Origin of the sequence: Vibrio sp. B1ASS3, from assembly GCF_905175355.1 — a bacterium.
Classification (GTDB): domain Bacteria; phylum Pseudomonadota; class Gammaproteobacteria; order Enterobacterales; family Vibrionaceae; genus Vibrio; species Vibrio owensii.
In genome coordinates this window covers 1,538,240-1,559,915 of the sequence record NZ_HG992743.1, presented here as the reverse complement: position 1 = coordinate 1,559,915, position 21,676 = coordinate 1,538,240, and the positions used below count along the sequence as shown (strand labels likewise).

Annotated in this window: 25 protein-coding genes; 8 read left to right on the top strand and 17 right to left on the bottom strand. The window is 44.8% G+C overall.

Annotation, left to right across the window (positions count from 1 at the left end; genetic code table 11):
- Positions 1-328 precede the first annotated feature (328 nt).
- The 3 genes from KJB05_RS25345 to KJB05_RS25335 form a co-directional block, all read right to left on the bottom strand.
- On the bottom strand, positions 329-574 hold the full coding sequence (locus KJB05_RS25345) for a hypothetical protein (protein WP_027726536.1): 246 nt from the start codon (positions 572-574) through the stop codon (positions 329-331).
- A 189-nt stretch (positions 575-763) separates the two neighbouring features.
- On the bottom strand, positions 764-1,249 hold the full coding sequence (locus KJB05_RS25340; protein WP_208444269.1) for an acyl-CoA thioesterase: 486 nt from the start codon (positions 1,247-1,249) through the stop codon (positions 764-766).
- A gap of 160 nt (positions 1,250-1,409) precedes the next feature.
- Entirely contained in the window at positions 1,410-2,315 is a 906-nt protein-coding gene (locus tag KJB05_RS25335; protein ID WP_020194056.1) for a DMT family transporter, read from the bottom strand.
- A 98-nt stretch (positions 2,316-2,413) separates the two neighbouring features.
- On the opposite strand from KJB05_RS25335, the gene KJB05_RS25330 reads away from it, so the two are divergent.
- A complete protein-coding gene (locus tag KJB05_RS25330; protein WP_005441149.1) occupies positions 2,414-3,202 on the top strand; it encodes a helix-turn-helix transcriptional regulator in 789 nt (262 codons plus the stop codon).
- Here KJB05_RS25330 and KJB05_RS25325 read toward each other — a convergent pair.
- Complete coding sequence (locus tag KJB05_RS25325; RefSeq protein ID WP_208444268.1) at positions 3,197-4,114, bottom strand: M14 family metallocarboxypeptidase; 918 nt, start codon at positions 4,112-4,114, stop codon at positions 3,197-3,199. The genes KJB05_RS25330 and KJB05_RS25325 overlap by 6 nt on opposite strands.
- Positions 4,115-4,287: 173 nt before the next feature.
- Between KJB05_RS25325 and KJB05_RS25320 the strand changes: the two genes are divergently transcribed.
- The gene (locus tag KJB05_RS25320; RefSeq protein WP_208444267.1) at positions 4,288-5,202 is read left to right on the top strand and encodes a DUF808 domain-containing protein; all 915 of its coding nucleotides are present in this window, start codon (positions 4,288-4,290) and stop codon (positions 5,200-5,202) included.
- A 103-nt stretch (positions 5,203-5,305) separates the two neighbouring features.
- Here KJB05_RS25320 and pyrC read toward each other — a convergent pair whose 3' ends face one another.
- A complete protein-coding gene (gene pyrC, locus KJB05_RS25315) occupies positions 5,306-6,334 on the bottom strand; it encodes a dihydroorotase (RefSeq protein ID WP_020194060.1) in 1,029 nt (342 codons plus the stop codon).
- 154 nt (positions 6,335-6,488) lie between these two features.
- Positions 6,489-6,653, bottom strand: coding sequence for a YqaE/Pmp3 family membrane protein (locus tag KJB05_RS25310; RefSeq protein WP_005453437.1), 165 nt, complete (start codon positions 6,651-6,653; stop codon positions 6,489-6,491).
- 272 nt (positions 6,654-6,925) lie between these two features.
- Here KJB05_RS25310 and KJB05_RS25305 point away from each other — a divergent pair, with 272 nt between their 5' ends.
- The gene (locus KJB05_RS25305; RefSeq protein ID WP_208444266.1) at positions 6,926-8,743 is read left to right on the top strand and encodes a hybrid-cluster NAD(P)-dependent oxidoreductase; all 1,818 of its coding nucleotides are present in this window, start codon (positions 6,926-6,928) and stop codon (positions 8,741-8,743) included.
- 66 nt (positions 8,744-8,809) lie between these two features.
- Here the strand turns inward: KJB05_RS25305 and KJB05_RS25300 are convergent, their stop codons facing one another.
- Complete coding sequence (locus KJB05_RS25300) at positions 8,810-10,189, bottom strand: IS4 family transposase (protein WP_213053078.1); 1,380 nt, start codon at positions 10,187-10,189, stop codon at positions 8,810-8,812.
- Between the two features lie 181 nt (positions 10,190-10,370).
- Positions 10,371-11,201, bottom strand: coding sequence for an ammonia-dependent NAD(+) synthetase (nadE, locus tag KJB05_RS25295; protein ID WP_039839882.1), 831 nt, complete (start codon positions 11,199-11,201; stop codon positions 10,371-10,373).
- Positions 11,202-11,411: 210 nt separating this feature from the next.
- Between nadE and KJB05_RS25290 the strand changes: the two genes are divergently transcribed.
- Positions 11,412-11,933, top strand: a complete 522-nt coding sequence (locus KJB05_RS25290; RefSeq protein WP_038877764.1) for a nicotinate-nicotinamide nucleotide adenylyltransferase — start codon at positions 11,412-11,414, stop codon at positions 11,931-11,933.
- A gap of 26 nt (positions 11,934-11,959) precedes the next feature.
- Positions 11,960-12,442, top strand: coding sequence for a hypothetical protein (locus KJB05_RS25285; RefSeq protein WP_005441137.1), 483 nt, complete (start codon positions 11,960-11,962; stop codon positions 12,440-12,442).
- A gap of 66 nt (positions 12,443-12,508) precedes the next feature.
- Here the strand turns inward: KJB05_RS25285 and KJB05_RS25280 are convergent, their stop codons facing one another.
- Positions 12,509-13,117 (bottom strand): hypothetical protein, encoded by a 609-nt coding sequence (locus tag KJB05_RS25280; protein ID WP_054823708.1) that lies wholly within the window; start codon positions 13,115-13,117, stop codon positions 12,509-12,511.
- 192 nt (positions 13,118-13,309) lie between these two features.
- Between KJB05_RS25280 and KJB05_RS25275 the strand changes: the two genes are divergently transcribed.
- Complete coding sequence (locus KJB05_RS25275) at positions 13,310-14,416, top strand: 1-acyl-sn-glycerol-3-phosphate acyltransferase (protein WP_208446021.1); 1,107 nt, start codon at positions 13,310-13,312, stop codon at positions 14,414-14,416.
- A gap of 76 nt (positions 14,417-14,492) precedes the next feature.
- Here the strand turns inward: KJB05_RS25275 and KJB05_RS25270 are convergent, their stop codons facing one another.
- The gene (locus tag KJB05_RS25270) at positions 14,493-15,092 is read right to left on the bottom strand and encodes a hypothetical protein (RefSeq protein WP_208446020.1); all 600 of its coding nucleotides are present in this window, start codon (positions 15,090-15,092) and stop codon (positions 14,493-14,495) included.
- Between the two features lie 147 nt (positions 15,093-15,239).
- Between KJB05_RS25270 and KJB05_RS25265 the strand changes: the two genes are divergently transcribed.
- Positions 15,240-15,512 carry a DUF1496 domain-containing protein gene (locus KJB05_RS25265; protein ID WP_208446019.1) on the top strand — a complete coding sequence of 91 codons (273 nt, stop codon included), beginning with the start codon at positions 15,240-15,242 and terminating at the stop codon, positions 15,510-15,512.
- Between the two features lie 71 nt (positions 15,513-15,583).
- On the opposite strand, the gene KJB05_RS25260 is transcribed toward KJB05_RS25265, so the two are convergent.
- Positions 15,584-15,883: a YfcZ/YiiS family protein gene (locus KJB05_RS25260; RefSeq protein ID WP_005441132.1), complete on the bottom strand. Its 300-nt coding sequence runs from the start codon at positions 15,881-15,883 to the stop codon at positions 15,584-15,586.
- A 527-nt stretch (positions 15,884-16,410) separates the two neighbouring features.
- On the opposite strand from KJB05_RS25260, the gene KJB05_RS25255 reads away from it, so the two are divergent.
- Positions 16,411-16,872, top strand: a complete 462-nt coding sequence (locus KJB05_RS25255; protein WP_005441131.1) for a TetR/AcrR family transcriptional regulator — start codon at positions 16,411-16,413, stop codon at positions 16,870-16,872.
- An 88-nt stretch (positions 16,873-16,960) separates the two neighbouring features.
- Here the strand turns inward: KJB05_RS25255 and KJB05_RS25250 are convergent, their stop codons facing one another.
- Genes KJB05_RS25250 through KJB05_RS25225 form a run of 6 tightly spaced genes read right to left on the bottom strand, consistent with a single transcriptional unit; the run spans position 16,961 to position 21,540 of the window.
- Complete coding sequence (locus tag KJB05_RS25250) at positions 16,961-17,743, bottom strand: heme ABC transporter ATP-binding protein (RefSeq protein WP_038877755.1); 783 nt, start codon at positions 17,741-17,743, stop codon at positions 16,961-16,963.
- Positions 17,743-18,780 carry an iron ABC transporter permease gene (locus KJB05_RS25245; RefSeq protein WP_208446018.1) on the bottom strand — a complete coding sequence of 346 codons (1,038 nt, stop codon included), beginning with the start codon at positions 18,778-18,780 and terminating at the stop codon, positions 17,743-17,745. The genes KJB05_RS25250 and KJB05_RS25245 overlap by 1 nt, the downstream gene beginning before the upstream one ends.
- A 9-nt stretch (positions 18,781-18,789) precedes the next feature.
- Complete coding sequence (locus KJB05_RS25240; RefSeq protein WP_208446017.1) at positions 18,790-19,659, bottom strand: hemin ABC transporter substrate-binding protein; 870 nt, start codon at positions 19,657-19,659, stop codon at positions 18,790-18,792.
- Between the two features lie 26 nt (positions 19,660-19,685).
- Complete coding sequence (locus KJB05_RS25235) at positions 19,686-20,099, bottom strand: biopolymer transporter ExbD (protein WP_005441127.1); 414 nt, start codon at positions 20,097-20,099, stop codon at positions 19,686-19,688.
- Positions 20,096-20,794 carry a MotA/TolQ/ExbB proton channel family protein gene (locus KJB05_RS25230; protein WP_208446016.1) on the bottom strand — a complete coding sequence of 233 codons (699 nt, stop codon included), beginning with the start codon at positions 20,792-20,794 and terminating at the stop codon, positions 20,096-20,098. The genes KJB05_RS25235 and KJB05_RS25230 overlap by 4 nt, the downstream gene beginning before the upstream one ends.
- Positions 20,794-21,540 carry an energy transducer TonB gene (locus KJB05_RS25225; protein ID WP_208446015.1) on the bottom strand — a complete coding sequence of 249 codons (747 nt, stop codon included), beginning with the start codon at positions 21,538-21,540 and terminating at the stop codon, positions 20,794-20,796. Before KJB05_RS25225 ends, KJB05_RS25230 begins: the two co-directional genes overlap by 1 nt.
- Positions 21,541-21,676 lie beyond the last annotated feature (136 nt).

Genomic DNA, 21,676 nt, shown 5'->3' with positions numbered 1-21,676 from the left:
CGACCATTAGGTCGCCCTTATATTTAGCATCGATATTACGCTTTTGGTTTGGCCGCCGATCAGTAATATCTCGCTTTAATTGGCGTTACGCATAGCTGGCTGTTAGCTTAGTTCCTTACGCTTTAATCACTAACAGTTTCTTGTAACCATAGCCTGAGTTTAGACTCAGGTTTTTTTATGCCTATAGATTCACTTTGTCTTTATAACAGACACAGACTAACCAGTTTGCAATGCATTACACAGTGGCATCCGAATGCCGTGCGTATCACTTCACATAATTAGTGTAGGGGTATTCGAAAGGAAACGGTGGTGTACTCAGGGGAGGGCTTTAAAACTCGCGGCTAGATGGCGCACAGCCTACATATTGCAGCAGTGTGTACAAACTCTCCTGTTGCAATGCGACACGACGGAAAAGATCGGCAAATGTGGTATCGCCACCAAAGCAGGTCTGGATGTAGTGGTTAATTTCGTCTTCGTTATAACCTTCCACATACATGGTGCGCACCCACTGGTACTCGACCGCCTTTAAATTGGTCAATGTCTTTTCACTTAATGTGGTCTCTTTTAATCTCAAGATCCAAACTCTATCCAACACTAAAATTGTGCGTGGATTTAATCAAATCAAAGTGAAAGATTTATGACAATTTGAATCTAGTGTGAAGTGAATGACAGAACCATGACATTACTTCACACATATAGGGAGCAAACGATTACTTGGTAATCAATTTGGGGCCTTGGGGGCAAGTTATTTGAACGGTTTGAGCTATTTGAGATATTTGACGTGCGCTTCCATCTCTTCGCCAATTTGCTTACGCATGTTCATCAAGCGAATAGCCGATTGCTCTAGTGCTTTGTCTTCATCCGACTTAGGAATCCACTTCGGTACGTCGGTTGGTTTTCCGTCTTCATCGACCGCAACCATGATGACGATACAATGCGTCGTTAGGCGGTTTTTTAACTCTTTTGGATCGCTAGCTTGCACATCAATCGCGATATGCATTGAGCTACGACCTGTGTAAATGACCTTCGCGCTGACTTCGACTAAGTTACCGACATGAATCGGCGCAACAAAGCGAATACCACCCGCATACGCTGTGATGCAGTACTTGCCACTCCAAGCCGCGCTGCACGCGTAAGCGGCCAAGTCGATCCATTTCATCACGGCGCCACCGTGCACTTTACCACCGAAGTTTACGTCTCCCGGTTCAGCAAGAAAACGAAGGGTAATATCTCTTTGACCACTGCTCATCTGTCATTCCTTTGTGCGTTGTTACTCACTTCAATGTATCAATAAGGAATCGATACTGGAATAGCTAATGCAACAATATATTAACTTTTCTATCAACGTTTCAGATAAAACCATGAGATACAAAAAAGCCACGCTAATGACCGTGGCTTGTGAGATTGAATTACGATGTCGCTGGTGGTAAATCTGGGCTTGGCGATTGTATCTTCTTGCGAAGCTTAATTTGCGACAAGATAACGCCAGAGATAACCAGCATGCCGCCAATGATGTGGTAAACATGCACTTCTTCGCCGAGCATAGTTGAAGCGAGGGCTACCGAAACCACAGGCATCAGGTTCATGAACATGGCACTAGAATCCGCGCCAATCAAATCAATTGCTTTCACCCACATCAATGGGGCAAAGATAGACGCCGCAATACCCGCGTAAGCAATTAAAGGTAATGCGCTTTGGCTTGGCAGAAGTTGATCACTGCTCAACCATAACGGAGCAAGCATGACTAATGAGAAAAAGCCCTGCATGTAAACCAGAGTCATGCTGTTGAATGGCATCTTCCAGCGCTTAAGTAACACGCAGTAAATCGCGTAACAAAGTGCAGCAAGAAGCATCAAGCTGTCACCTTGTGTCATATCTTGATGTAGGAAGTAGGTAATATCGCCATGACCAAGCATAAATGCCAAGCCGCCAAGCGAAATCACGCCGCCCGCCACGCTCAACATAGAAATTGACTTACCTAGCAAGGGTACGCTCAGAAAAACACTGATAAGAGGAACAAGAGAAGTGATCAGTGCCATATTCGATGCTGTCGTCGTCAAACCTGCGTAGTAGCCCAACGATTGGTTTAGCACCATACCAAGCAGCGCAAGGCACGCGAGTTTTGGCAAGTAAGGGCGAATGACGTGACGTTGGCGGATTACGGCAGGTAAGCAAAATGGCGTCAGAAGCACCATAGCGACAAACCAACGGTAGAAACTCATTGCACTCGGTTCGATGGCACTTGCTGCCATTTTATTTACGATGGAATTCCCACCCCAAATCATGACAGTAAAAAACGGAAGCAAATAAACCATGAGAACCTCATCGCACAATAATTAATGGCGCTAGTCTGACAGGTCTTTATAATGAAAAGTATCTCTGGAAAGACATCGTAAGCGATAGGAAGACAATTTTGAAAAAGACCACTAGGAATCTTCATCCTTCATTATCAATTGAACAGGCACCATCAGATGTGTTTATGAATTTTGAAGCCTTTCTGTCGAATACTGAGACTCGGATTCATAGTCACCCTTGGGGACAAGTGCAGTTGATAAGTGGCGGCATTCTAGAAATGGATGCAGAAGACACACGCTTTTTAGCACCACCACATCTGGCTATTTGGGTGCCTGCCGGAATTCGTCATACCAGCTATAACCGTAAGCCATTGGAATACTGTTCTTTAAATATCGCACCAGAGCTAACGCAGCACTTCCCTTCTAAAACCAGTCTGATCAAGGTAACGCCAATAGTGTCTGCAATCGTGGAAGATTTCCGTCAGCGCGACATTAACGTGGCAAAGAGTGAAGAAGACAAACGCATCGTACAGGTACTGCTTGATCAGTTAGCGAAGCAAGAGGTTGAGCATCACTTCTTGCCAACCACAGACAACAAATATCTGGAACCCATCCTAAAAGCCGTCGAAGAAGCGCCAACGGATGAGATTAGTTTGGGAGAGTGGGCGGAAAAGGTGCATACCACCGAACGTACGTTAGCTCGCCATTGCCAAAGTGAGTTAGGGATGAGCTTTACTGAATGGCGATTGCGAGTTCGTTATCTGCATTCAATGGAGCTGTTAAGAAAAGGGCAAACGGTAAAAGAGGTGGCGTTGACGTTAGGCTATAACCAAGCCAGTCCGTTTATTGCCATGTTCAAGAAATACTCCGGCATTACACCGGAGCAATATAAGAACCGCTTGTTATAGCTGAGCGAGAACGTAGTCTAAACTGCCTACAACTGCTGCAACTTGAGCATCGTTACACTCTTCATCAGTCACTTTCGGGCTGTCTGGGTAAACTTCTGTTGTGGTGCCGTAAGTGCAGTTGGTTACGCCGCCACACAACCCCAGTTTTACCATTGGGTAATTAATCACACCAAATTGCACCACTGGCGAGCCAATAATTTCGCCTTTATCGTCAGCAGGTGCAATGTGCGTTACCTTCGCTACTGACTCGATGACTGCTTTTTGGAACTCTGGTTGCGGGTTTTCTGTATCACCGACCGTGTAGAAACCATCTGGGATCATGCCTTCGATATATTCAAGGCCATCACGCGCCGCAAGTGCAGGGCGGAATTCGGTTTCATCAGAATCGGTGGTTTCGTGCAGGTCGATGTGCATTAGAACATCACCCAAGGTCACAACCAGCTTAATCAAGTTTGCTGACTCTTCCGCAGGGCTATCTGCATAGAAAGAGCGGTTTGGGTCGATCGCATTTGGGTTCCAGCGGTTAATCACTTCGTAACCCCAAGGGCTAACACATGGCGCAACGACAATGTTGAAGTGTTCTGCATAACGTTCAGCTTGTGTATCAACAAACTTCAGTGCGCCGTGCACACCACTTGTCTCGTAGCCGTGTACGCCGCCAGTGACCAACACAACAGGTTTTGCTGCATCCCAGTTACGAGTCTTGATACAAAACAGAGGGAAGCGTGCCTCGTCGTAAGAAAGTGCGCCGTATTGCTCAACATCAAAACGCTCGCGAAGGGCATCAATTTTGGTCACGACTTCTTCTTGGTAGCTACGTTTTACGTCACGTTGCTCACACCAAGCTTTGCGTTCTGCTTCGCCCCATGGCTGACCAGGGGTACCGATTGGGTAAGTGTATCCGCTTTTCATCTATACTTTTCTTTTGTGTGCTTGAAAGGTAAGACAAGACTAGTCCTGTCTCAAAGCCACATCAACACAAAACACAATTTGTGACCTTATTCTTTGCAGAATCATAACTTTGCTGAGTGATTTAATGGTGTTACATTTTGTTACTTATTCAATTCCATAAAAGAGATAAATAAATGGCTGGAGCAAGTTTACTAACACTGTTGGATGACATTGCAGCTGTATTGGATGACGTCGCATTGATGTCGAAGGTAGCGGCGAAAAAGACCGCTGGAGTATTGGGCGACGATTTGGCGCTAAACGCGCAGCAAGTATCGGGTGTTGCTGCCGAACGAGAAATTCCAGTGGTATGGGCGGTCGCGAAAGGTTCATTTAAAAACAAGTTGATACTTGTGCCTGCGGCGCTGCTCATTAGTGCGTTTATTCCTTGGTTGATCATGCCATTGCTCTTGATTGGCGGTTTGTTTCTCTGCTTTGAAGGCGCAGAGAAGATCTTAGAGAAACTATTCCCTCACGCTCATCAGCATGAAGATAACGCGGAAGAGTCCTCAGATGCGGGTGAATCCGTGGAAGAGTATGAGAAGAGAAAAGTGGCGGGCGCGATCCGTACTGACTTTATTTTGTCAGCTGAAATCATCGTGATTGCGTTAGGCACCGTCACAGGAACAAGTATCGTGACGCAGGTTTTGGTAGTAAGCCTGATTGCGATCTTGATGACTATTGGTGTCTACGGTTTAGTGGCTGGCATTGTTAAGCTCGATGATTTGGGCTTCTATCTAGAGCGTAAATCCAATGGCGAAGGTCTCAAAGCCAAACTCGGTGGGGCGTTAGTGGCGTTCGCACCGAAATTAATGAAGATGCTTGCGATTGTTGGTACTGCTGCGATGTTCTTGGTTGGCGGCGGTATTGTTGTTCATAACGTCCCTGCAATTCATCATCTGATTGAACCTATCCGTGGTCACACCATTGCTACTGCGATTGTACCGACACTGCTTAACGGTGTGATTGGTGTCATTGCTGGTTTGATTGTGGTTGCTGCTTGGACTGTGGTTGCTGCTTGGACTGTGGTTGAAAAGGTTCGCGGTAAATAAGCGCGAGTTGAGTCTGTAAGGCTGTATTGAAGCTAAAAGAAAAGGGTCATGCTTTTCCATATCGAATATGGTGGCATGACCCTTTTTCATTTCTTGAGGGCGATTATTTCACTTCCCACTCAATTTTTTCATTTGCGCGGATTGGCACAACGATGTCGCTGCCAAATGGCATCGTTTCTGGTACATCCCACGCTGCTTTTTCTAGCGTGACTGTATCTGTGTTACGAGCAATGCCGTAAAAATCAGGGCCATTCAAGCTTGCGAATGCTTCTAGGTTTTCTAGCTTGCCTTCGTTCTCAAAGACTTCAGCGTAAAGCTCTAGCGCTGCGTGTGCAGTGTAAGACCCAGCACAACCACAAGCCGATTCTTTTGCGCCTTTTGCGTGTGGCGCTGAATCCGTACCTAGGAAGAATTTCTTGCTGCCGCTTGTTGCTGCTTCGATAAGCGCTTGTTGGTGGGTATTGCGCTTAAGAATTGGTAGGCAGTAGAAGTGTGGCTTAATGCCGCCAACTAGCATGTGGTTACGGTTGAACAGAAGGTGGTGAGCGGTGATAGTTGCTGCAACGTTATCAGAAGCGTTGTTGACGAAATTAGCCGCATCCGCAGTCGTGATGTGCTCAAGAACGATTTTTAGGTTAGGGAAGTCGTTGACGATAGGAGCAAGAACCGTGTCTAGGAATTCTTTCTCACGGTCAAAAATATCAACGTGGTTGTGAGTGACTTCACCATGAACCAAAAGCAGCATGCCAACTTCTTCCATCGCTTCAAAAACGTGGTAGATGTTCTTTGCATCGGTTACGCCAGAGTCAGAGTTGGTGGTTGCGCCTGCTGGGTAAAGCTTTGCTGCAACGATTTTGCCTGTTGCTTTGGCTTTGCGGATTTCGTCTGGCGTGGTGTTGTCTGTTAGGTACAGCGCCATAAGAGGTTCGAATTGCTCACCGTGTTGTTCAGCAAGGATGCGATCACGGTAGGCTAGCGCCATTTCAGTATTAGTCACTGGTGGGACGGTGTTTGGCATGATCAGTGCGCGGCCGTTATAACGGCTAATATCGCGAACGGTATCTTTTAGAACTTCACCATCGCGTAAATGAACGTGCCAATCGTCAGGACGAGTAATAGTCAGTGTTGTCATTAATTGCTCCCACCATTAAAAAGTTATGTTTGGAGCCTAAACGCTGCATTTACCTCAAGAGCAAACGCTTGCGCTTAGGCGACAGGATGATAGTGGAATTGCACTTTCATTTCATCCCATTTTTCACATTTCTTTTTGGCAGGAGCTCAGTTGGTTACTTCATCGTCAACCAAAGCGCGTGAATGGTGCCTGGTAGGAAGAAGAAGAACGTTAGGATCAGGTTGATGAAGAAGTCTTTCTCTAGACCTTTTTCCATGTAAACCGCCACTGGTGGAAGGAAGATACAAAGTAGAATTAGAATCAGTTTATTAGTATCCATGGTCTATGCTCCGGATAGGTTATGTATAGTGTCAAAAAGTTGGCGAATTATGTGTGCGAAGTCACGTTTTGGCAATCCTTATTTCGTCAATACTGTGCAAATTTATGGAACTCTGTTCATAAAGTGAGACAAAAAAGAACGTTAAAGAGAGACAACGTCAATCACCTTGGGAAGATACCTTATAAAAATTGAGTTTTTATAGGCACTTGGGTCATTACTCTTATGAGGATATGATAGTCCAATAATGAGAAAGTACCTGTAGGAAGAAGGCTATGTCGCAATCAGTTTTGTCCCAAATTAATGTTTTTCCAGTCAAATCCGTCGGAGGTGTTGCCTTATCTTCCGCTTGGGTAGAAAAACAAGGATTGAGTTTTGATCGTCGATTTATGATTGCGACGTCAGATGGCTCAATGGTGACCGCTCGAAAATTCCCTCAAATGGTGACCATCAAGTCCGCGCTGTTGCCAGACGGAGTGGTGTTTACCAGTCTTGGCGAAGAGCCACTAAAGATCCGTTATCAAGATTTCAAAATGCAGGAAGCACCCGCAACGGTTTGGAAAGACAGTTTTACGGCATATACCACCACTGACGAAGCGGATGATTGGTTTAGTAAAGTGTTAGGTCTTCGTGTTGAGTTACTTTTTACTGGTGAGCAATCTAATCGTGTAAGAGAGAAGTTGGGCCACAACGTCAGCTTTGCTGATGGTTATCCAGTGCTTGTTATCAGTGAAGCATCGCTGGAAGAGCTAAATCGCAGAAGCTCTGAACAGCACTCAATGGATCAATTTCGAACCAACCTAGTGGTATCTGATACCAAGCCATTTGAAGAAGATTCATGGAAGCGTATCCGCATTGGTGAAGTCGAATTTGAATCTGTAAAACCTTGTGAGCGTTGCATTCTAACCACCGTTAATACCCAGCGCGGTACATTCCGAGAAAGCAAAGAACCGCTTAAAACACTGCAAGAGTTTCGTGCGAATGAGCGTGGCGGAGTGTTCTTTGGTCAAAACCTTGTTGCTCTGAATGAAGGCATTATTCGTTCTGGTGACAAAGTTGAAGTACTGGAATACAAAGAGCCAGAGTTCTATCCAGATAACTCTCCTAATCGAATGACGCTAACTTGTGTCGAACGAGAAGAGATTGCACGCGACTTTGTCACCTTATGGCTTGAGCCAAGCAAAGGTCAGTTACCAACGTACTTACCGGGTCAACATTTACCTATTGAAGTGGATATAGAAGGTAAAAAAGTAGGGCGTCGTTACACCTTGTCCTCGAGCCCATCTCGCCCGGGGCGCTACGCGATTTCGGTTAAGCGCGTTTCTGGTGGGCGTGTGTCTAATTCACTGCTTGATAATCTGCAAGTAGGGGATGTACTGGAAGCGGAATCGCCAGATGGTCAATTTCATCTAAAAGAGCATTCTGTTCAGCCTCTGCTTTTACTGTCTGCAGGAAGCGGCGTAACCCCTATGCTGTCGATGGTTCGTTACTTAGCTGATCACAACCAACTTGATGATGTGGTGTTCTATCATCAGTGCAGTAGCGAGATTGATATCCCATGTAAAGATGAGCTCGATGAACTGAAACGTCAGCATCCGGGATTAGATGTGAAGATTTGCTTAACTCAACCTGCGGTGGATTGGTTTGGTTTGAAAGGAAGAATCAGTCTGTCTCATATTAAGCAGATCAAAGATGTTGAACAACGCCAAGTGTTCGTTTGTGGTCCAGATGGTTTTATGCAAAAGGCGAAAAACCTTCTACTCAAGAAAGGGCTACCAGAAGATAACTATCATCAAGAAGCATTTGGCGTTGCGACTACTACAGCCAAACCAGAGAAAAGTGTTGAGATTGAATTCAACGGCTTTAAGTTGATGGGCAACAACCAACAAACGCTACTTGAGCAAGTAGAGAATGCAGGCAAAAACATTAGCAACAGCTGTCGAGCGGGCTTGTGTGGCGCTTGTAAGGTTCAATTAGAATCAGGGCTGGTCGATCACCCAGATGTACCTGCTATCAGCACAGAGGAACGTGCGATGGGCAAAGTATTGGCATGTTGTGCTATTCCGCAAACGGACGTGACACTCGTAGACTGAACGCCTTAAAGATAAACCGTAACAAACAAAAACGCCGCTAATTTAGCCTGTCTCTTGATCACAAGTCTAGTGATCAAGAGACATTGCGAGCTCGTAGCCTTCAAGGATGGTTTGCAGTTTAAACCATCCTTCCCATAGTGCCTTTATTGAAGCTCTGCCCGTCCTCTTGGTATCTTTCCAACCGCCTAATTTAGCAAGATTTCTGTACGCCCAGCTCATATCGGGTACTTCTTTAGGTAATGTCTTGCTTTCTAGTTTCAACCACAGCAGCTTCCAAGCTTTTGTGCCCAAGGCCTTTTCACAACTTTCTGTTGATAGCTCATCAACTTCTTTAATGAAACGTAACGCCAATAAACGAGTCGCAACAAAGGCATAGATGACACTTAACCTCTCTAAGTTACCTTTACTTTGGAGTCTTAGTGACTCCACATCCGTACCTTCACTTTTCCAGACTTTATGGAAGTCTTCAATCAGCCATCGACGCTCGTAATAACCGATAATTCTCATGGCGTCTTCAACGTTGTTTATTGGCTCCGACGTCAAGAGGTGCCATGCTAACTTGTCTTTTGATGCCCCTTGCTCAAGGCAACCAACATAATAAACAGGTATGCCTGCGTGCTCTTTTTTGTTTGCCGGAGCCTTTAATGTCACCTGACCATATTTAACGTCAAGCTTTACATCTCTCGCTTTTCTCCCTCCTTTTTGGGGGATGGTAAGCTCCTTTGTCTCGACACTTGGTAACGCTTGCGCATAGTCGTAAAGCTTTTGAGCGTGTTCTTCTAGACAACGACTTTGCATTGAGCGAACGACAAAGCGCTGCTGATGTTGACGTTTATAAGTTAAGTATTCGAATAGGTCTGCTTCTCGGTCACAGACCGAGATAACATCTAACATCTTATCCCCTAGGCGCTCAACGACACGGCGAGAAGCTTGCTCCCATTTGTAACTCTCTTTCTCCTCGTAAGGACGAGTCGCGTGTTGGTGCTTTTGCCCACGCTTAGTAATATCTCGGCTCCATCGTTGTTGCTCTATAAGACCAACAATGGTCTGACTTTGTGGTGCAAAAAGTAACGTCGAATGTACATGGAGAGCTCGAATTCTGTCGCCTTGATTCGTGTGCCCGAGTTCATCTTTTATACTTCGATGAGGAAAACAGAGCGTTGTTGTATCTTCAAGCGCGAGTAATTCCTCATGCTCGTTAGCTCGAGATACCGTTGATTGAAAACCTGCTTCAGCGATGTCTTTTGCATCGATGTTTTCATTGCGGATAAAGCGATATGCCCCTTCCATATCGGCGGGAGAAAAAGGAAGTTTAGCCACGGAGACTCCTGGTTGATTAGCAATGGAAGTCGCTAAACTGATGAGGCGTTGTGTTCTTCGAGGATCTTTAAGTTGTGCTTGTCCAAATTGTTCTTGCGCCCAAAGTTTAGCGTCTGAGTGTGTCATCTTAGTGTTTCAGTAAGGATTCTTAAGTGATCAGATCGCACACACTTGAAAGAGTTCAAAAAAAAATCCCTAAGCTACAAGCTTAGGGATTTGTGTATAAGAGACAGGCTAATTTAGCGGCGTTTTTCTATTTATCTCAGAGCGGTTTCAGAAACAAATCGCTCAGGGATACAATCGTCATTTAGTCGTAGATCGTTGGGATCGGCTGACGTTTGTGCTGAGTCATTTTGTAGATTGCTACAAGACGATCACTCACTTCTTGCGATACAGGCTTGCCTTCTAGGAAGTCATCGATCTGCTCGTATGTCAGGCTCAAAGCATCTTCATCTGCTTTTTGTGGCGCCAGTTCTTCTAGGTCTGCCGTCGGGACTTTCTTCACTAGTTGCTCAGGTGCACCTAATGTTGCAGCCACTTCACGAACTTGACGTTTGCTCAAACCAAACAGTGGCGCCATGTCGCACGCACCATCACCGAACTTGGTGTAAAAACCAGTGATGTTTTCCGCTGAGTGGTCAGTACCAAGCACTAGGCCGCCAACGTAACCAGCGATCTCGTATTGAGCAACCATGCGAGCACGCGCTTTTACGTTACCTTTCACGAAATCTACTTTTGCTGCTTCTGTTGGAAGAAGACCAGTACCTTCTAATGCAACGTGAGAAGCAGCGTGAAGACCATCTACGCCTGCTTTGATGTTTACCGATACAGAGTGCGTTGGTTGGATAAAAGCAAGAGCAAGTTGTGCTTCGTCTTCATCCTTTTGCTCACCGTAAGGCAAACGAACGGCGATAAACTGGTAGCTATTGTCACCAGCTTCTTCGTTCAGTTGGTCTACAGCCAATTGAGCCAAACGACCACATGTCGTTGAGTCAACGCCACCGCTGATGCCAAGAACAAGAGACTTACAGCCTGCTTCTTGCAATTTACGCTTGATAAAAGCGACACGGCGTTCAATTTCGAAATGCGGATCGATAGAAGGGAGTACTCGCATTTCATCGCGGATGGATTGTTCCATTTAGGGTTCCTTTTCCTGCAAATATGTACGACACCAAATGAGTGTGAATAAATTCATACTGCGGCAGGCGTTTATAGTTCACAAATGGTGAGAAACCATGCAGTTGATATTCATAAACGTCGCTTTAGTGTCAAAAAGCTCTAAAGATTAGTAGTATCATACCGAAATCATCGGATTAGAAAACTCTCTTCAACCAGGTAATCACCGGATATGAAAAAAATCGCCGTTTTTGGCAGCGCATTTAACCCGCCAAGCTTAGGTCACAAGAGCGTGATCGAGTCACTGAGCCACTTTGATCTCGTGCTACTTGAGCCAAGCATTGCACACGCTTGGGGCAAAAATATGTTGGATTACCCAATTCGGTGCAAACTGGTTGATGCCTTCATTAAGGACATGGGGCTTTCTAATGTTCAACGCTCTGACCTTGAGCAAGCTTTGTACCAGCCTGGACAAAGTGTGACGACTTTTGCGTTATTAGAAAAAATTCAAGAAATCCACACGCAAGCCGATATAACTTTTGTCATAGGCCCTGATAATTTTTTCAAATTTGCTAAATTTTACAGAGCAGAAGAAATAACCGAACGTTGGACTGTGATGGCGTGTCCTGAAAAAGTGAAAATCAGAAGCACGGACATTCGTAATGCATTGTTAGAGGGTGAAGACATCAGTGCATTCACGACACCAACGGTCAATGAACTATTACTAAGCGAAGGCTTATACAAACAATCGTAATCTGAAAACGAAGAGGTCAGATTTTCATGGTCAGAGTTGTGGTACTTAGTGCATGCGCGCTGCTTGTGGCAACACAGGCTAGCTCTGCTTGTAACTATTTATCTGATCGTTCCGTCGTGTTTGCTGATAACACCATGCCTATCTGTGAAGATATTTTTGATAGTGTGGGTGTGTTAAGTATGGACACGATCAACTGGTACATTGCTGAAAAGTCGATTGAGGGGCCTACAGAGAGCTATTGGGATCAGTGGGCAATCAAATCGGAAGACACGCCAATTCTTACTCAGAATCTAGAAAGTAATTACTTTGGTCTTGGGCTTTGGATGCCAGAAGAGCTGAGGGATGAAGAGGCGAAGATGAGCACAGAAGAGTGGCTAAAAAGCCATGGTTTGATGTTCAGCGTTGGTTTTGGTGATAAGAGCGGCGATGAACCAAGAATGCGTTTTGATTACCGTTGGCACGAATACTACGATGCCGATTGGATGATGCAAATAGAAGTGCCGTTTTAACCGAATTCAAAACAAAAAGGACGTACTGAGTACGTCCTTTTTTTCATTCTTGTCTTCGTTAGTTTTTTATAGTGCTTCCCCAAACACTAAAAAACACAACTGTTCATACTCTTCGTCGTTGTTGTTGAACAATTTCGCGACGATGTCCGCTTGCTTTTTGCCTGACAACTTCATCTTACGCGCTTCTCTTAAGGTCAAGACAAGACAAAGCTCTATCGAAATCGAAGAATCACAACCCGGCTTCCATTTATTAATCGAGTCTGTCAGTGGAGAGCTGGTCAACATCGGCTTTAGTGTCAGAACTTCATGCCTAACAACTGCCAGTAAATCCATCTGGTGTTCGCTACGTGCTTTTGTTGTCACCAACTTTTCAATCAACGCTGACAATAGAGCAGATGGCTTCACGTAACCTGCTTGTTGAGCAAATGCGTCAGTTAAGCGCACAGAAAAGTCACAGCGAGTTACTCGCGTGTTAGGTAAAAAGGTGAGGGAGCTCAAACATCCCTGAGGAATCCAGAAATACTGACCCGGTTCAATGGCATACTCATGTTTACCCAATTTAATGATCGCCAAACCTTCTACTACTGATAGTAAGCTGTGTTTTAGCGCTTTTTTACGCGCAGCAACATTAAGAAAAGGGTAATTAGCGTCGTGAAATTCAATTGCGTAGTTCATTGTGAATACCAGAGTTTTTGGGGCGCTAAGGGTAACGCTAAACCCCTAAATTGCCAACCGGATAACAGATTTTTTTGTGAATAGAAATTGTAATGGTACTGGTATGACCATGTTAAAAGTATGGTCTGAATTGCTGCGGGTTGGCAAAACAATGCGTAAAATGTGCCAGCTCTTTTTGAAATGAATTGAATAATGACTGCCAATACCGATCCTTATATTGAAATTCGTCCATACAACGACGAAGAAATCCCAGCAGCGCTGGACCGCCTGATCAAAGACGATGAGTTTATCAGCGCGATTTTAAACCACCGTTTTGCAAACAAAGCGGCGTGGTTCAAAACTCTCATGAGTCCGATTATCCGTGTCTACTTAAAGGCGAAGTGGAGCAAATTGGATTCTGTAGAGGCAATTCAGCTGGAAGTGAAGAAGTATCTTCAAGATACGCTCAATCGCACCACTGACGGCGTGACGTTTTCTGGCCTTGACCAACTGGACAAGAATACGTCTTACTTATTTGTTTCTAACCACCGTGATATCGCGATGGATCCTGCTCTCGTAAACTACGGTTTGCACCAAACGGATCATCGTACAGTGCGTATTGCGATTGGTGATAACCTGCTTAAGAAGCCTTGTGCGACTGAGCTAATGAGACTGAATAAAAGCTTTATCGTTAAACGCTCGGCGAAAGCGCCGCGTGAAATGATGAAAGCGTTAGGCTTGCTATCAAGCTACATCAAGCACTCTCTTGATACCGGCAACTCGATTTGGATTGCGCAAAAAGAAGGTCGTGCCAAAGACGGTAATGACTTTACTGATCCTGCCATCTTAAAGATGTTTCATGTTGAAGGGCGTAAGCAAAAAGTAAGTTTTGGTGAATACACGCGCTCATTGAAAATTGTTCCTGTTTCGATCTCTTACCAGAATGACCCTTGTGACATTGCAAAAGCCAAAGAGCTGTATGAGAAAGCAGAGAATGGTAGTTACGAGAAAGGCGAATTCGAAGATATCGAAAGCATCATTCAAGGTATCGTTGGCTACAAAGGTAAAGTGCACGTTTCATTTGGTGATGTGATCGATCAAGAGTTTGAGACTCCGGATGAGCTTGCGAATGAAATCGATCGTCAGATTCACAATAACTACCGTGTGTTCCCAATCAACCTGCTTGCTGCGGGTCGTGAAGATGAATCGATTACGGAGTCGGTGAAATCTCAGCTACAAGAGAAGTTGGAGCAACTGCCTAACGGTGCTCACAGTTACTTGGTGGCAAGTTACGCTAACCCAGTAAACAACCAAGAATGATTTAAACTTCGCTCAGTGCTTTGCAATAAAGCACTGAGAACTTGGTTTTAGGAAGGAGCTCTCATCTAAGCCTTTCCTATGGTGCAACTGCGCCACCTAGGGTCAAATTCGTTGGCCATTTCGTAACTCGATTTCCGCCCAAAAAGATATTGCCTTTCACTGTCATGGTGTCTGGAAATTTTGTCAGTTTAGAACCACCTATGTACAGGTTACCATCCACGATTAAACCTTCCGGCAGTTCGGTAAGCGGCGTTCGAATGACGCTTAGATCGCCTTTCACTCTTAATCTTGCGGGCAAACTGGTTAACGGGTTATCGGTTAAGTTTAAATAGCCGCCTAATTTGACACCGCGTGGCCAACGTTCAATCTTACTACCGAGTAAGTTCGCGTAACCCTTAACTTTCACCCCTGGTCTTATCGTTTTTAATGCGCTGTTGGTGGCTTCTAGGCTTCCTTGAACATCCAATCCTCTCGGCAATTTGGTGATTGGTGTTTGTGAAATGTTTAGATTGCCTTTAACAACTAACCCATCAGGTATCGTGGTATAGGGCTTATTACGAAGGTCAATGTTGCCATAGTTATCGGTATGGCCAAATTTGGCATAGTAATCGAGCTCATAAGCAATGGATGAGCTGGAAAAAGCCGTCAGAGCGAGTAAGAGAAGTAAAGCGCGCATAACCGATACAGTATTGATGATAAGTCGAAAAGGATAACGTAAAGCACTGTAGGCCGCTACAGTTCAATGTCTCAAGAATATGAGATGCTGCCAAGAACGTGAAACGTTTCTTTGTTAACTTATGTGGTCTTCATTGAGGGGATATTCATGAACTTAAGAAAGATTTCTATGCTGGTGGCGAGTACTGCTATGGCCTTCTCAGGCGTTGTATTAGCAAAATCTTACAGTACACCAGATACAAAGGCTCTAGTAGTGGCAGACGGGAAGCTAGGACAGCGGGTTTGTTACTACGACGATAAGGTATACACCTCTGGGGCAGTGCTAAACATAGATGGCGTATTGCTCGTGTGTACCGATGAGAATGACTTTGAAACCAACGGGTCCCTGAAGTGGGTTGTGTTTCAGAAGGGCAACCAGTAACAAGCCAATCAAGCATTAAAAAAGCGAGCTAAGAGCTCGCTTTTATCTATATGTCGATGTTGTATCGATGATTAACGCGCTAGAGAGCGTGTCTTAAGTTCAAAGATAAGCTTTTCAGCACTTACTTCAAACTTGAATCGAGCCGTTAGCTCTTTAGATTCTTCTGTCAGTTCTGAAACGTTGTATTCAACGTCAGCACAAACTTGTGTTGCTAGTTCGATGTATTTCGCCAACTCAGCTTCTAGTGCTGCTTTAGTCTCTGCGAAAATCGTTACGTCGGCAACATCGTCACCTTCTTTGATGATAAAACCCATTTCACCAGCGCAACCGCAAGCTTCACATACTTGGTTTTCTTCTAATTCGACACTCATAACGAATCCTCTTGTAAATACTGTGGGTATTCTATCAGGTATTTGATCTCTATCTACAAAAATGAATGATTTTGGATAAAAAAGGCACGGTATGTTATGTTGTTAACAGTGCGTTAATTAATTTCATTAGAACTTCCTTAATAAAATTAATGTGATATGTATCAATATTTAAAATCAATTAACCTAGATATTGGTGAGATTTTTGTCAGGTGAGTTGAACTGGGGTTCAATTTATAAGACTATTTCCGGATTAATTATTTTTACATAATTATCATTCTTAGCCTGAGAATAGTTTCGATGAATGATTTGGTGCAAGGTTTTGATGGAGTGGACTTTTCGCCATATTTTGAGTCACATGTATTGACAGAAATATCACTGTAAATTGCACGTTACGCAGTGCACTTTAGTTATGATTGGTCCTCTGATTTGTTGTTAGAGGCATACAGTACATAATGCTGAGGATGATTTTCATTCTGGCCTCATTTAATTGTGAGTTAGATGGATTTACAAAGAGAAGAGCTTAAAATATGCCAAAGCGTAGTAAAGAAGATACCGAAATCACTATCCAGAAAATCATGGATGCCGTTGTTGATCAGCTTCTAAGACTTGGTTATGACAAAATGTCTTACACCACGTTAAGTCAACAAACAGGTGTATCGCGTACAGGTATTAGCCACCATTTCCCTAAGAAAACGGACTTTACCGCCGCGTTAGACGGTCGTATCTTCAAAATGTTCGTAGAACATCTAGAATTTGATAAAGGTCTGGATGCGTTCTCTAAGAGCTGGATTAAGGCTCTAGAAGATACTGAATTCTTAGCGATCTTGCGTCTATTGTTCCACCATATTGTTACTTCAGAAAGCGCACATGAGTTTGCTGCAAATGGCATCGACCGTTTGTACAAGATGGCAGAAAGCCAATTTGGTGCAGGTAGCGACAAAGAGCTAGAATGGTTGATTGGTCGTTCGTTGATTCAAATGAGCAAATAACCCCAAAACAAAAAGCCCCGCAACGTTGCGGGGCTTTTTTGTATGCCTATCATTTGGAATGGACAAATATGGGCTTAAAACGCGCTGATTAAGCTGCTGCGTGCACTTGAGGGAAATCCAAGGTTGGGTGCTTAGTCACGATTGAGCGGTAGCCATAGACTTGCTCAATGCGTTCTGGAGTTAGTGCGTTCCAAGGCGTGTCATCACATACTAACTTACCATCATGCAGCAGAACTAAGCGGTCTGCATACTGAGAAGCTAAGTTCAAATCATGCAACACAATCACGACGGCAGCATTATTCTCTTTGGCTGCTGCGCGAGCAATTTTTAAGGTGTTGTGCTGGTGAGCCAAATCCAAAGCGGAGGTTGGCTCATCTAACATCAAGATTTTCTTATCGCCAGACTGATGAAGCTGAGTGAGAACACGTGCTAAATGCAAACGCTGCTTTTCGCCACCAGATAGGGCAGGGTAGAGGCTATCAGCTAAATGCAAAACATCAGTTTGTTGCATGTAATGCAACGCAAGTTCACTGGTTTCCTTATTGGAGATGGAAAGAGGGATTGCTCCGAGCTCTACCACTTCTCTCGCTAAGAAAGGAAACGTCAATGTGCTGTGTTGCGGCAACATAGCGACGTGTTTTGCACTTTCTGCAGGCTCCCAATCATTCTTTTGGGTACCAAAGAATTCTATATCGTTTTGAGATGGAATTTCGCCACATAGCAGCTTTAGTAAAGTACTCTTACCGGCTCCGTTCGGACCAAGTAATGCTGTGACTTCTCCAGCTCGAATCTCAATACTGATGTCGTCCAGAACGACACGGCTTCCGTATCGCATCGAAATATTTCTGCCCGACAAAACGGTGTTATTCATTACAGGATTTTCCCTTTTTGTTGGAACAGTAAGTAGATAAAGAATGGGGCACCAATCAGTGCAGTAACGATACCTACTGGTAATTCTGCTGGTGCAACTGCGACACGTGCAAACATATCTGCTGCCGTAAGAAGTAATGCGCCCATCAAAGCCGAAATAGGAAGCAGAGTTCGATGGTCAGGCCCTGCGAGCATACGACCTAAGTGAGGAATAACAAGGCCGATAAAGCCAATAGCGCCACAGATACTCACGGTAATACCCACACCTACCGCAGATAACAAAATGAGCTGTCGTTTTAGCTTTTGAACGGGAACGCCCAAATGCCTTGCTTCAGACTCTCCCAATAGGAGGGCGTTTAGCGACATCGCTTTTTTCTGGAACCAGAACATCAGCAATACCAATGTCACAGCCGCCAAGCCAATACCAGACCAATTCGCACCAGCTAGTGATCCCATAGACCACAGCGTTAAGTCACGCAGCATTTGATCGTCTGCGATGAAGTTCATGAAGCCAATTGCGGCCCCTGATAATGCACTGATAGCAACACCAGCGAGAAGCATGATGGTAACGGATGTACCAAACTTGCTTGTACCTAGCCAGTAAACTAAGACAGCAGTGATTGCGCCGCCCAAGAAAGCAAAAAAAGGCAGCGCTGCTAGGTTCATTAATGTTGGGTAGTTTTGGCTGAAATCAGCGAAAACAACGATAGCAAATGCACCACCTAGCGCCGCACCAGCAGAGACACCGATGATGCCAGGCTCGGCGAGTGGGTTTCGGAACAAGCCCTGCATGACGACACCACAGATCGCTAAAATAGCACCGATAAACATGCAAAGAACAGTGCGAGGAAGTCGTATTTCGTTGATAACGAGTTGGATGTGAGGAGCAAGGTCAGAGCTTGATCCTGTTAAGCTTCGCAGGCTGTCTGCGAAGCTGATATTCATTGGACCTACCGTAATTGAAGCAACTGCGATAAAGGCTAAGATGCCGGATAAAGCAAGCAGAATAGTAGGTAAAGGGGGACGTCTTAATAGCATTGAATCTCTCTACGGGTATAGCAGCTCATTCAGGCGCTTCGCTTCAGAAAGGCTCTTTAGTCCCAAACCACCTACGAGTGCGTGGCCATCAATCGTCACGATGTTTTTGTTCATTCCGGCTGGCGTAGCAGCAAGCAGTGGCATGGCTTTCAAAATGGCATCTGCACCACCCATTGTTTGGTAACTGCGGCCACTTACTAGGATTACATCAGGCTGCATTTCAACCATGGCCTCTGTAGATAAAGGTTTGTATGACGATAGCTGACCTGCCGCTGGGTTTTCACCACCCGCAAGCTGAATGATGGCATCTGGCGTGGTTTCTGAACCTGCGACGTTTGCAGGACGGCCTTCATGAATAAGAAGGAAGAGGACTTTCTTTTTGTCAGCTTTTGCTGGTTGGTTGCTCTCTAGTGCTTTTACTTGCGTTTCAACTTCTGCTTTTAGCGCACTTGCTTGAGTTTCACGATGCATGATGTTGGCAATTTGGTCTATGCGATCCACAAGGCCTTCAACATTTGCTTCTGTGTTTACGATCTCTATATCTACACCAGCAGACTTTAGTTGCTCAAGTGTTGTGCTCGGGCCCATTTCATCAGAACCAATCACCTTAGTTGGGCTAAGTGCTAGCAAACCTTCAGCAGACAGGCGACGGTGGTAACCTACTTTTGGCAATTCCATTTCTTTTGGCAGTTGGCTGGTGACATCCACAGCAACAAGGCTGTCTTTTGCATCAAGCGCGATAAGCAGTTCGGTAACAGCGCTACCCGCGCTAACAACACGTTCAGAAGATGGGGCTTCATTGGCAAAAAGACTCGCACTTGCCAGCATAGTGACAGCTGCTGTTAAGGCGGTGCGAACTGGAGATAGTGTTTTATTCATTAGGATGTTCTCAATCTTATGTTCTTTTATTGCGACTCTTCAGTGAGCAATTGAGTCGCTTGAATTCCGTTTTCTTGTAAAAAGCCAAGAAGCTTAACCAGTGACTGAATATCGGCGGTTTTTTCAGCGCCAATCACAATCGGTTTATCTGTTGATTTACTTTCTTCTAGCAGAGCAATCGTGAAGTTTTCCCAATCGATGTAAGACTTACCATTGATTGCCCAGTGCGGCTCGTCTTTAAGGATGTTGACCGTAATTGATTGTTTATCAACTTCAGCAACGGCTTGGGAATCAGTGCTTGGAAGGTTGACATCCAAAGAGTCGAGCTTGACCGCCGCAGTCAACATCAAGAACACCATTACAATAAAGATAATATCCAGTAACGGGGTTAGGTCCGGTGTTAAACCATGGCTGCTATTGTCTTGAGGTGCTTTAATCATGAGCTTCTCGCTTCAACATGATCAGCAACCGTTGCGATTTCTTTGTTGTTTTCTGGAGAAACGTGTTGCAAAGAAATGCCTTCTAACCAAAGGTTTACGTAGTTCAGTGTGTGCTCAAGCTTAGCGATAACACGATCAGCCCAAAGACCAATCAGTTGTGCGCCAGAAATTGCGGGCAATGCAATGATCAAACCTGCTGCGGTCGTGCGCATCGCGAGACCAAGACCATCAGCCAAATCGTTTGGTGTGATGTTACCTGTAGAAGACGCAATGCCTTTAAACATATCGATCAGGCCAAGTACCGTACCTAATAAGCCGATAAGCGGGCTGATCACGCCAATCAGAGTCAATAAACGAAGACCTGAGTGCAATTGATGGCGCTTTTCTTGTAGCCAAATCCCTGCCGCATCTTCTCGCAAAGATTTAGAAAACGAGTGATGCGCTAGCAACATTGCAACACCACGATAAAGAAGAGGGCGTTTGCCAGAAAGTTCATCCGCTAGCGCTTCGATATCTTTGTTGTTGGTCGGATCAATATTATTCAGTTTTTGACGAATTGCGCGTTTGCCTACGCCTAGACTGATGAATACTTGAAAGAGTCTTTCCGCAATGATCATGACTGTAAGTGCAGAGCAAATAACTAAAGGCCAAGTCATAAGACCAAATTGGTTTTGTAAATGTTGTAGCTGTTCCATTATCCATCCAACTTAAAACGAACTGGGATTTGAACTCGGTGAGCAACTTTTTGCCCGCCAGAAATATGTGGTGAGAATTGCCATTGTTTGATGGCACGTAGTGCTGAAACGTCGAGCATTTCTGCACCGGAAGATTCGATAAGTACTTGTTTTACTTGGTTGCCATTTTCGTCCAACCAAACCTCATAAAGTGCCACGCCTTCGATACCACGTTTACGAGCTGAACGAGGGTAACGAGGCTGAACAGGCTGGGAAACAAAAGCAGGTTGGTCAATCATCACAGGCTGAGACGTTGCGCCTTTTGACTGTTCAGTCGGCGCTGCTTTTTGTCGCGGTACAGGCTCTTTTGCCACTTTCTTTTCCACTTTTTCTTTTGGCTGTGGATCTTTCTTGGCAACAGGCTTAGATGTTTGTGGCTTCTTAACTGGCTTCGGTTTTTTCTCGACAGGTTTCTTTTTGATCGCTTCTTTCTTCACGATCGGCTTTTCTACCGTCTTTTTAACCGGTTTAGGCTCTGGCTTTGGTTGAGGCTTTTTTTGTGGCTCTGGTAGCTTCTCTTCTACCACTTCTTGTGGTGTCGGTTCAGCTTGGACTGGTTTGGGAGCCGAGACTAAATTGAGGCTAACCGAGCTAGTAGGATTCCCGGCAGGCATTGCAAACACCTTCGTCTCTTGGGAGACAAAAAGCAGTGCAGCGTGCACCACTAAAGAGGCGCCTCCGGCAATGACATATCTTTTTACGTTCACGGGTAAATCTCGGTATTGCTAATCATTATCAACTTGGACTGATTATCACTTACAAAAGAAATAAGATCAATTATCAATTGCATTATCATTACGGCCAAATTATGATCTTTGCAGTTTTTTTGAAATGAGCCTCAAT

Bases quoted from the DNA above. Each gene is read 5' to 3' on its own strand.
- KJB05_RS25340 (WP_208444269.1), bottom strand. From the start codon at position 1,249: ATGAGCAGTGGTCAAAGAGATATTACCCTTCGTTTTCTTGCTGAACCG.
- KJB05_RS25335 (WP_020194056.1), bottom strand. From the start codon at position 2,315: ATGGTTTATTTGCTTCCGTTTTTTACTGTCATGATTTGGGGTGGGAAT.
- KJB05_RS25325 (WP_208444268.1), bottom strand. From the start codon at position 4,114: ATGAAAAGCGGATACACTTACCCAATCGGTACCCCTGGTCAGCCATGG.
- KJB05_RS25320 (WP_208444267.1), top strand. From the start codon at position 4,288: ATGGCTGGAGCAAGTTTACTAACACTGTTGGATGACATTGCAGCTGTA.
- pyrC (WP_020194060.1), bottom strand. From the start codon at position 6,334: ATGACAACACTGACTATTACTCGTCCTGACGATTGGCACGTTCATTTA.
- KJB05_RS25310 (WP_005453437.1), bottom strand. From the start codon at position 6,653: ATGGATACTAATAAACTGATTCTAATTCTACTTTGTATCTTCCTTCCA.
- KJB05_RS25305 (WP_208444266.1), top strand. From the start codon at position 6,926: ATGTCGCAATCAGTTTTGTCCCAAATTAATGTTTTTCCAGTCAAATCC.
- KJB05_RS25300 (WP_213053078.1), bottom strand. From the start codon at position 10,189: ATGACACACTCAGACGCTAAACTTTGGGCGCAAGAACAATTTGGACAA.
- nadE (WP_039839882.1), bottom strand. From the start codon at position 11,201: ATGGAACAATCCATCCGCGATGAAATGCGAGTACTCCCTTCTATCGAT.
- KJB05_RS25290 (WP_038877764.1), top strand. From the start codon at position 11,412: ATGAAAAAAATCGCCGTTTTTGGCAGCGCATTTAACCCGCCAAGCTTA.
- KJB05_RS25285 (WP_005441137.1), top strand. From the start codon at position 11,960: ATGGTCAGAGTTGTGGTACTTAGTGCATGCGCGCTGCTTGTGGCAACA.
- KJB05_RS25280 (WP_054823708.1), bottom strand. From the start codon at position 13,117: ATGAACTACGCAATTGAATTTCACGACGCTAATTACCCTTTTCTTAAT.
- KJB05_RS25275 (WP_208446021.1), top strand. From the start codon at position 13,310: ATGACTGCCAATACCGATCCTTATATTGAAATTCGTCCATACAACGAC.
- KJB05_RS25270 (WP_208446020.1), bottom strand. From the start codon at position 15,092: ATGCGCGCTTTACTTCTCTTACTCGCTCTGACGGCTTTTTCCAGCTCA.
- KJB05_RS25265 (WP_208446019.1), top strand. From the start codon at position 15,240: ATGAACTTAAGAAAGATTTCTATGCTGGTGGCGAGTACTGCTATGGCC.
- KJB05_RS25260 (WP_005441132.1), bottom strand. From the start codon at position 15,883: ATGAGTGTCGAATTAGAAGAAAACCAAGTATGTGAAGCTTGCGGTTGC.
- KJB05_RS25255 (WP_005441131.1), top strand. From the start codon at position 16,411: ATGCCAAAGCGTAGTAAAGAAGATACCGAAATCACTATCCAGAAAATC.
- KJB05_RS25250 (WP_038877755.1), bottom strand. From the start codon at position 17,743: ATGAATAACACCGTTTTGTCGGGCAGAAATATTTCGATGCGATACGGA.
- KJB05_RS25245 (WP_208446018.1), bottom strand. From the start codon at position 18,780: ATGCTATTAAGACGTCCCCCTTTACCTACTATTCTGCTTGCTTTATCC.
- KJB05_RS25240 (WP_208446017.1), bottom strand. From the start codon at position 19,659: ATGAATAAAACACTATCTCCAGTTCGCACCGCCTTAACAGCAGCTGTC.
- KJB05_RS25235 (WP_005441127.1), bottom strand. From the start codon at position 20,099: ATGATTAAAGCACCTCAAGACAATAGCAGCCATGGTTTAACACCGGAC.
- KJB05_RS25230 (WP_208446016.1), bottom strand. From the start codon at position 20,794: ATGGAACAGCTACAACATTTACAAAACCAATTTGGTCTTATGACTTGG.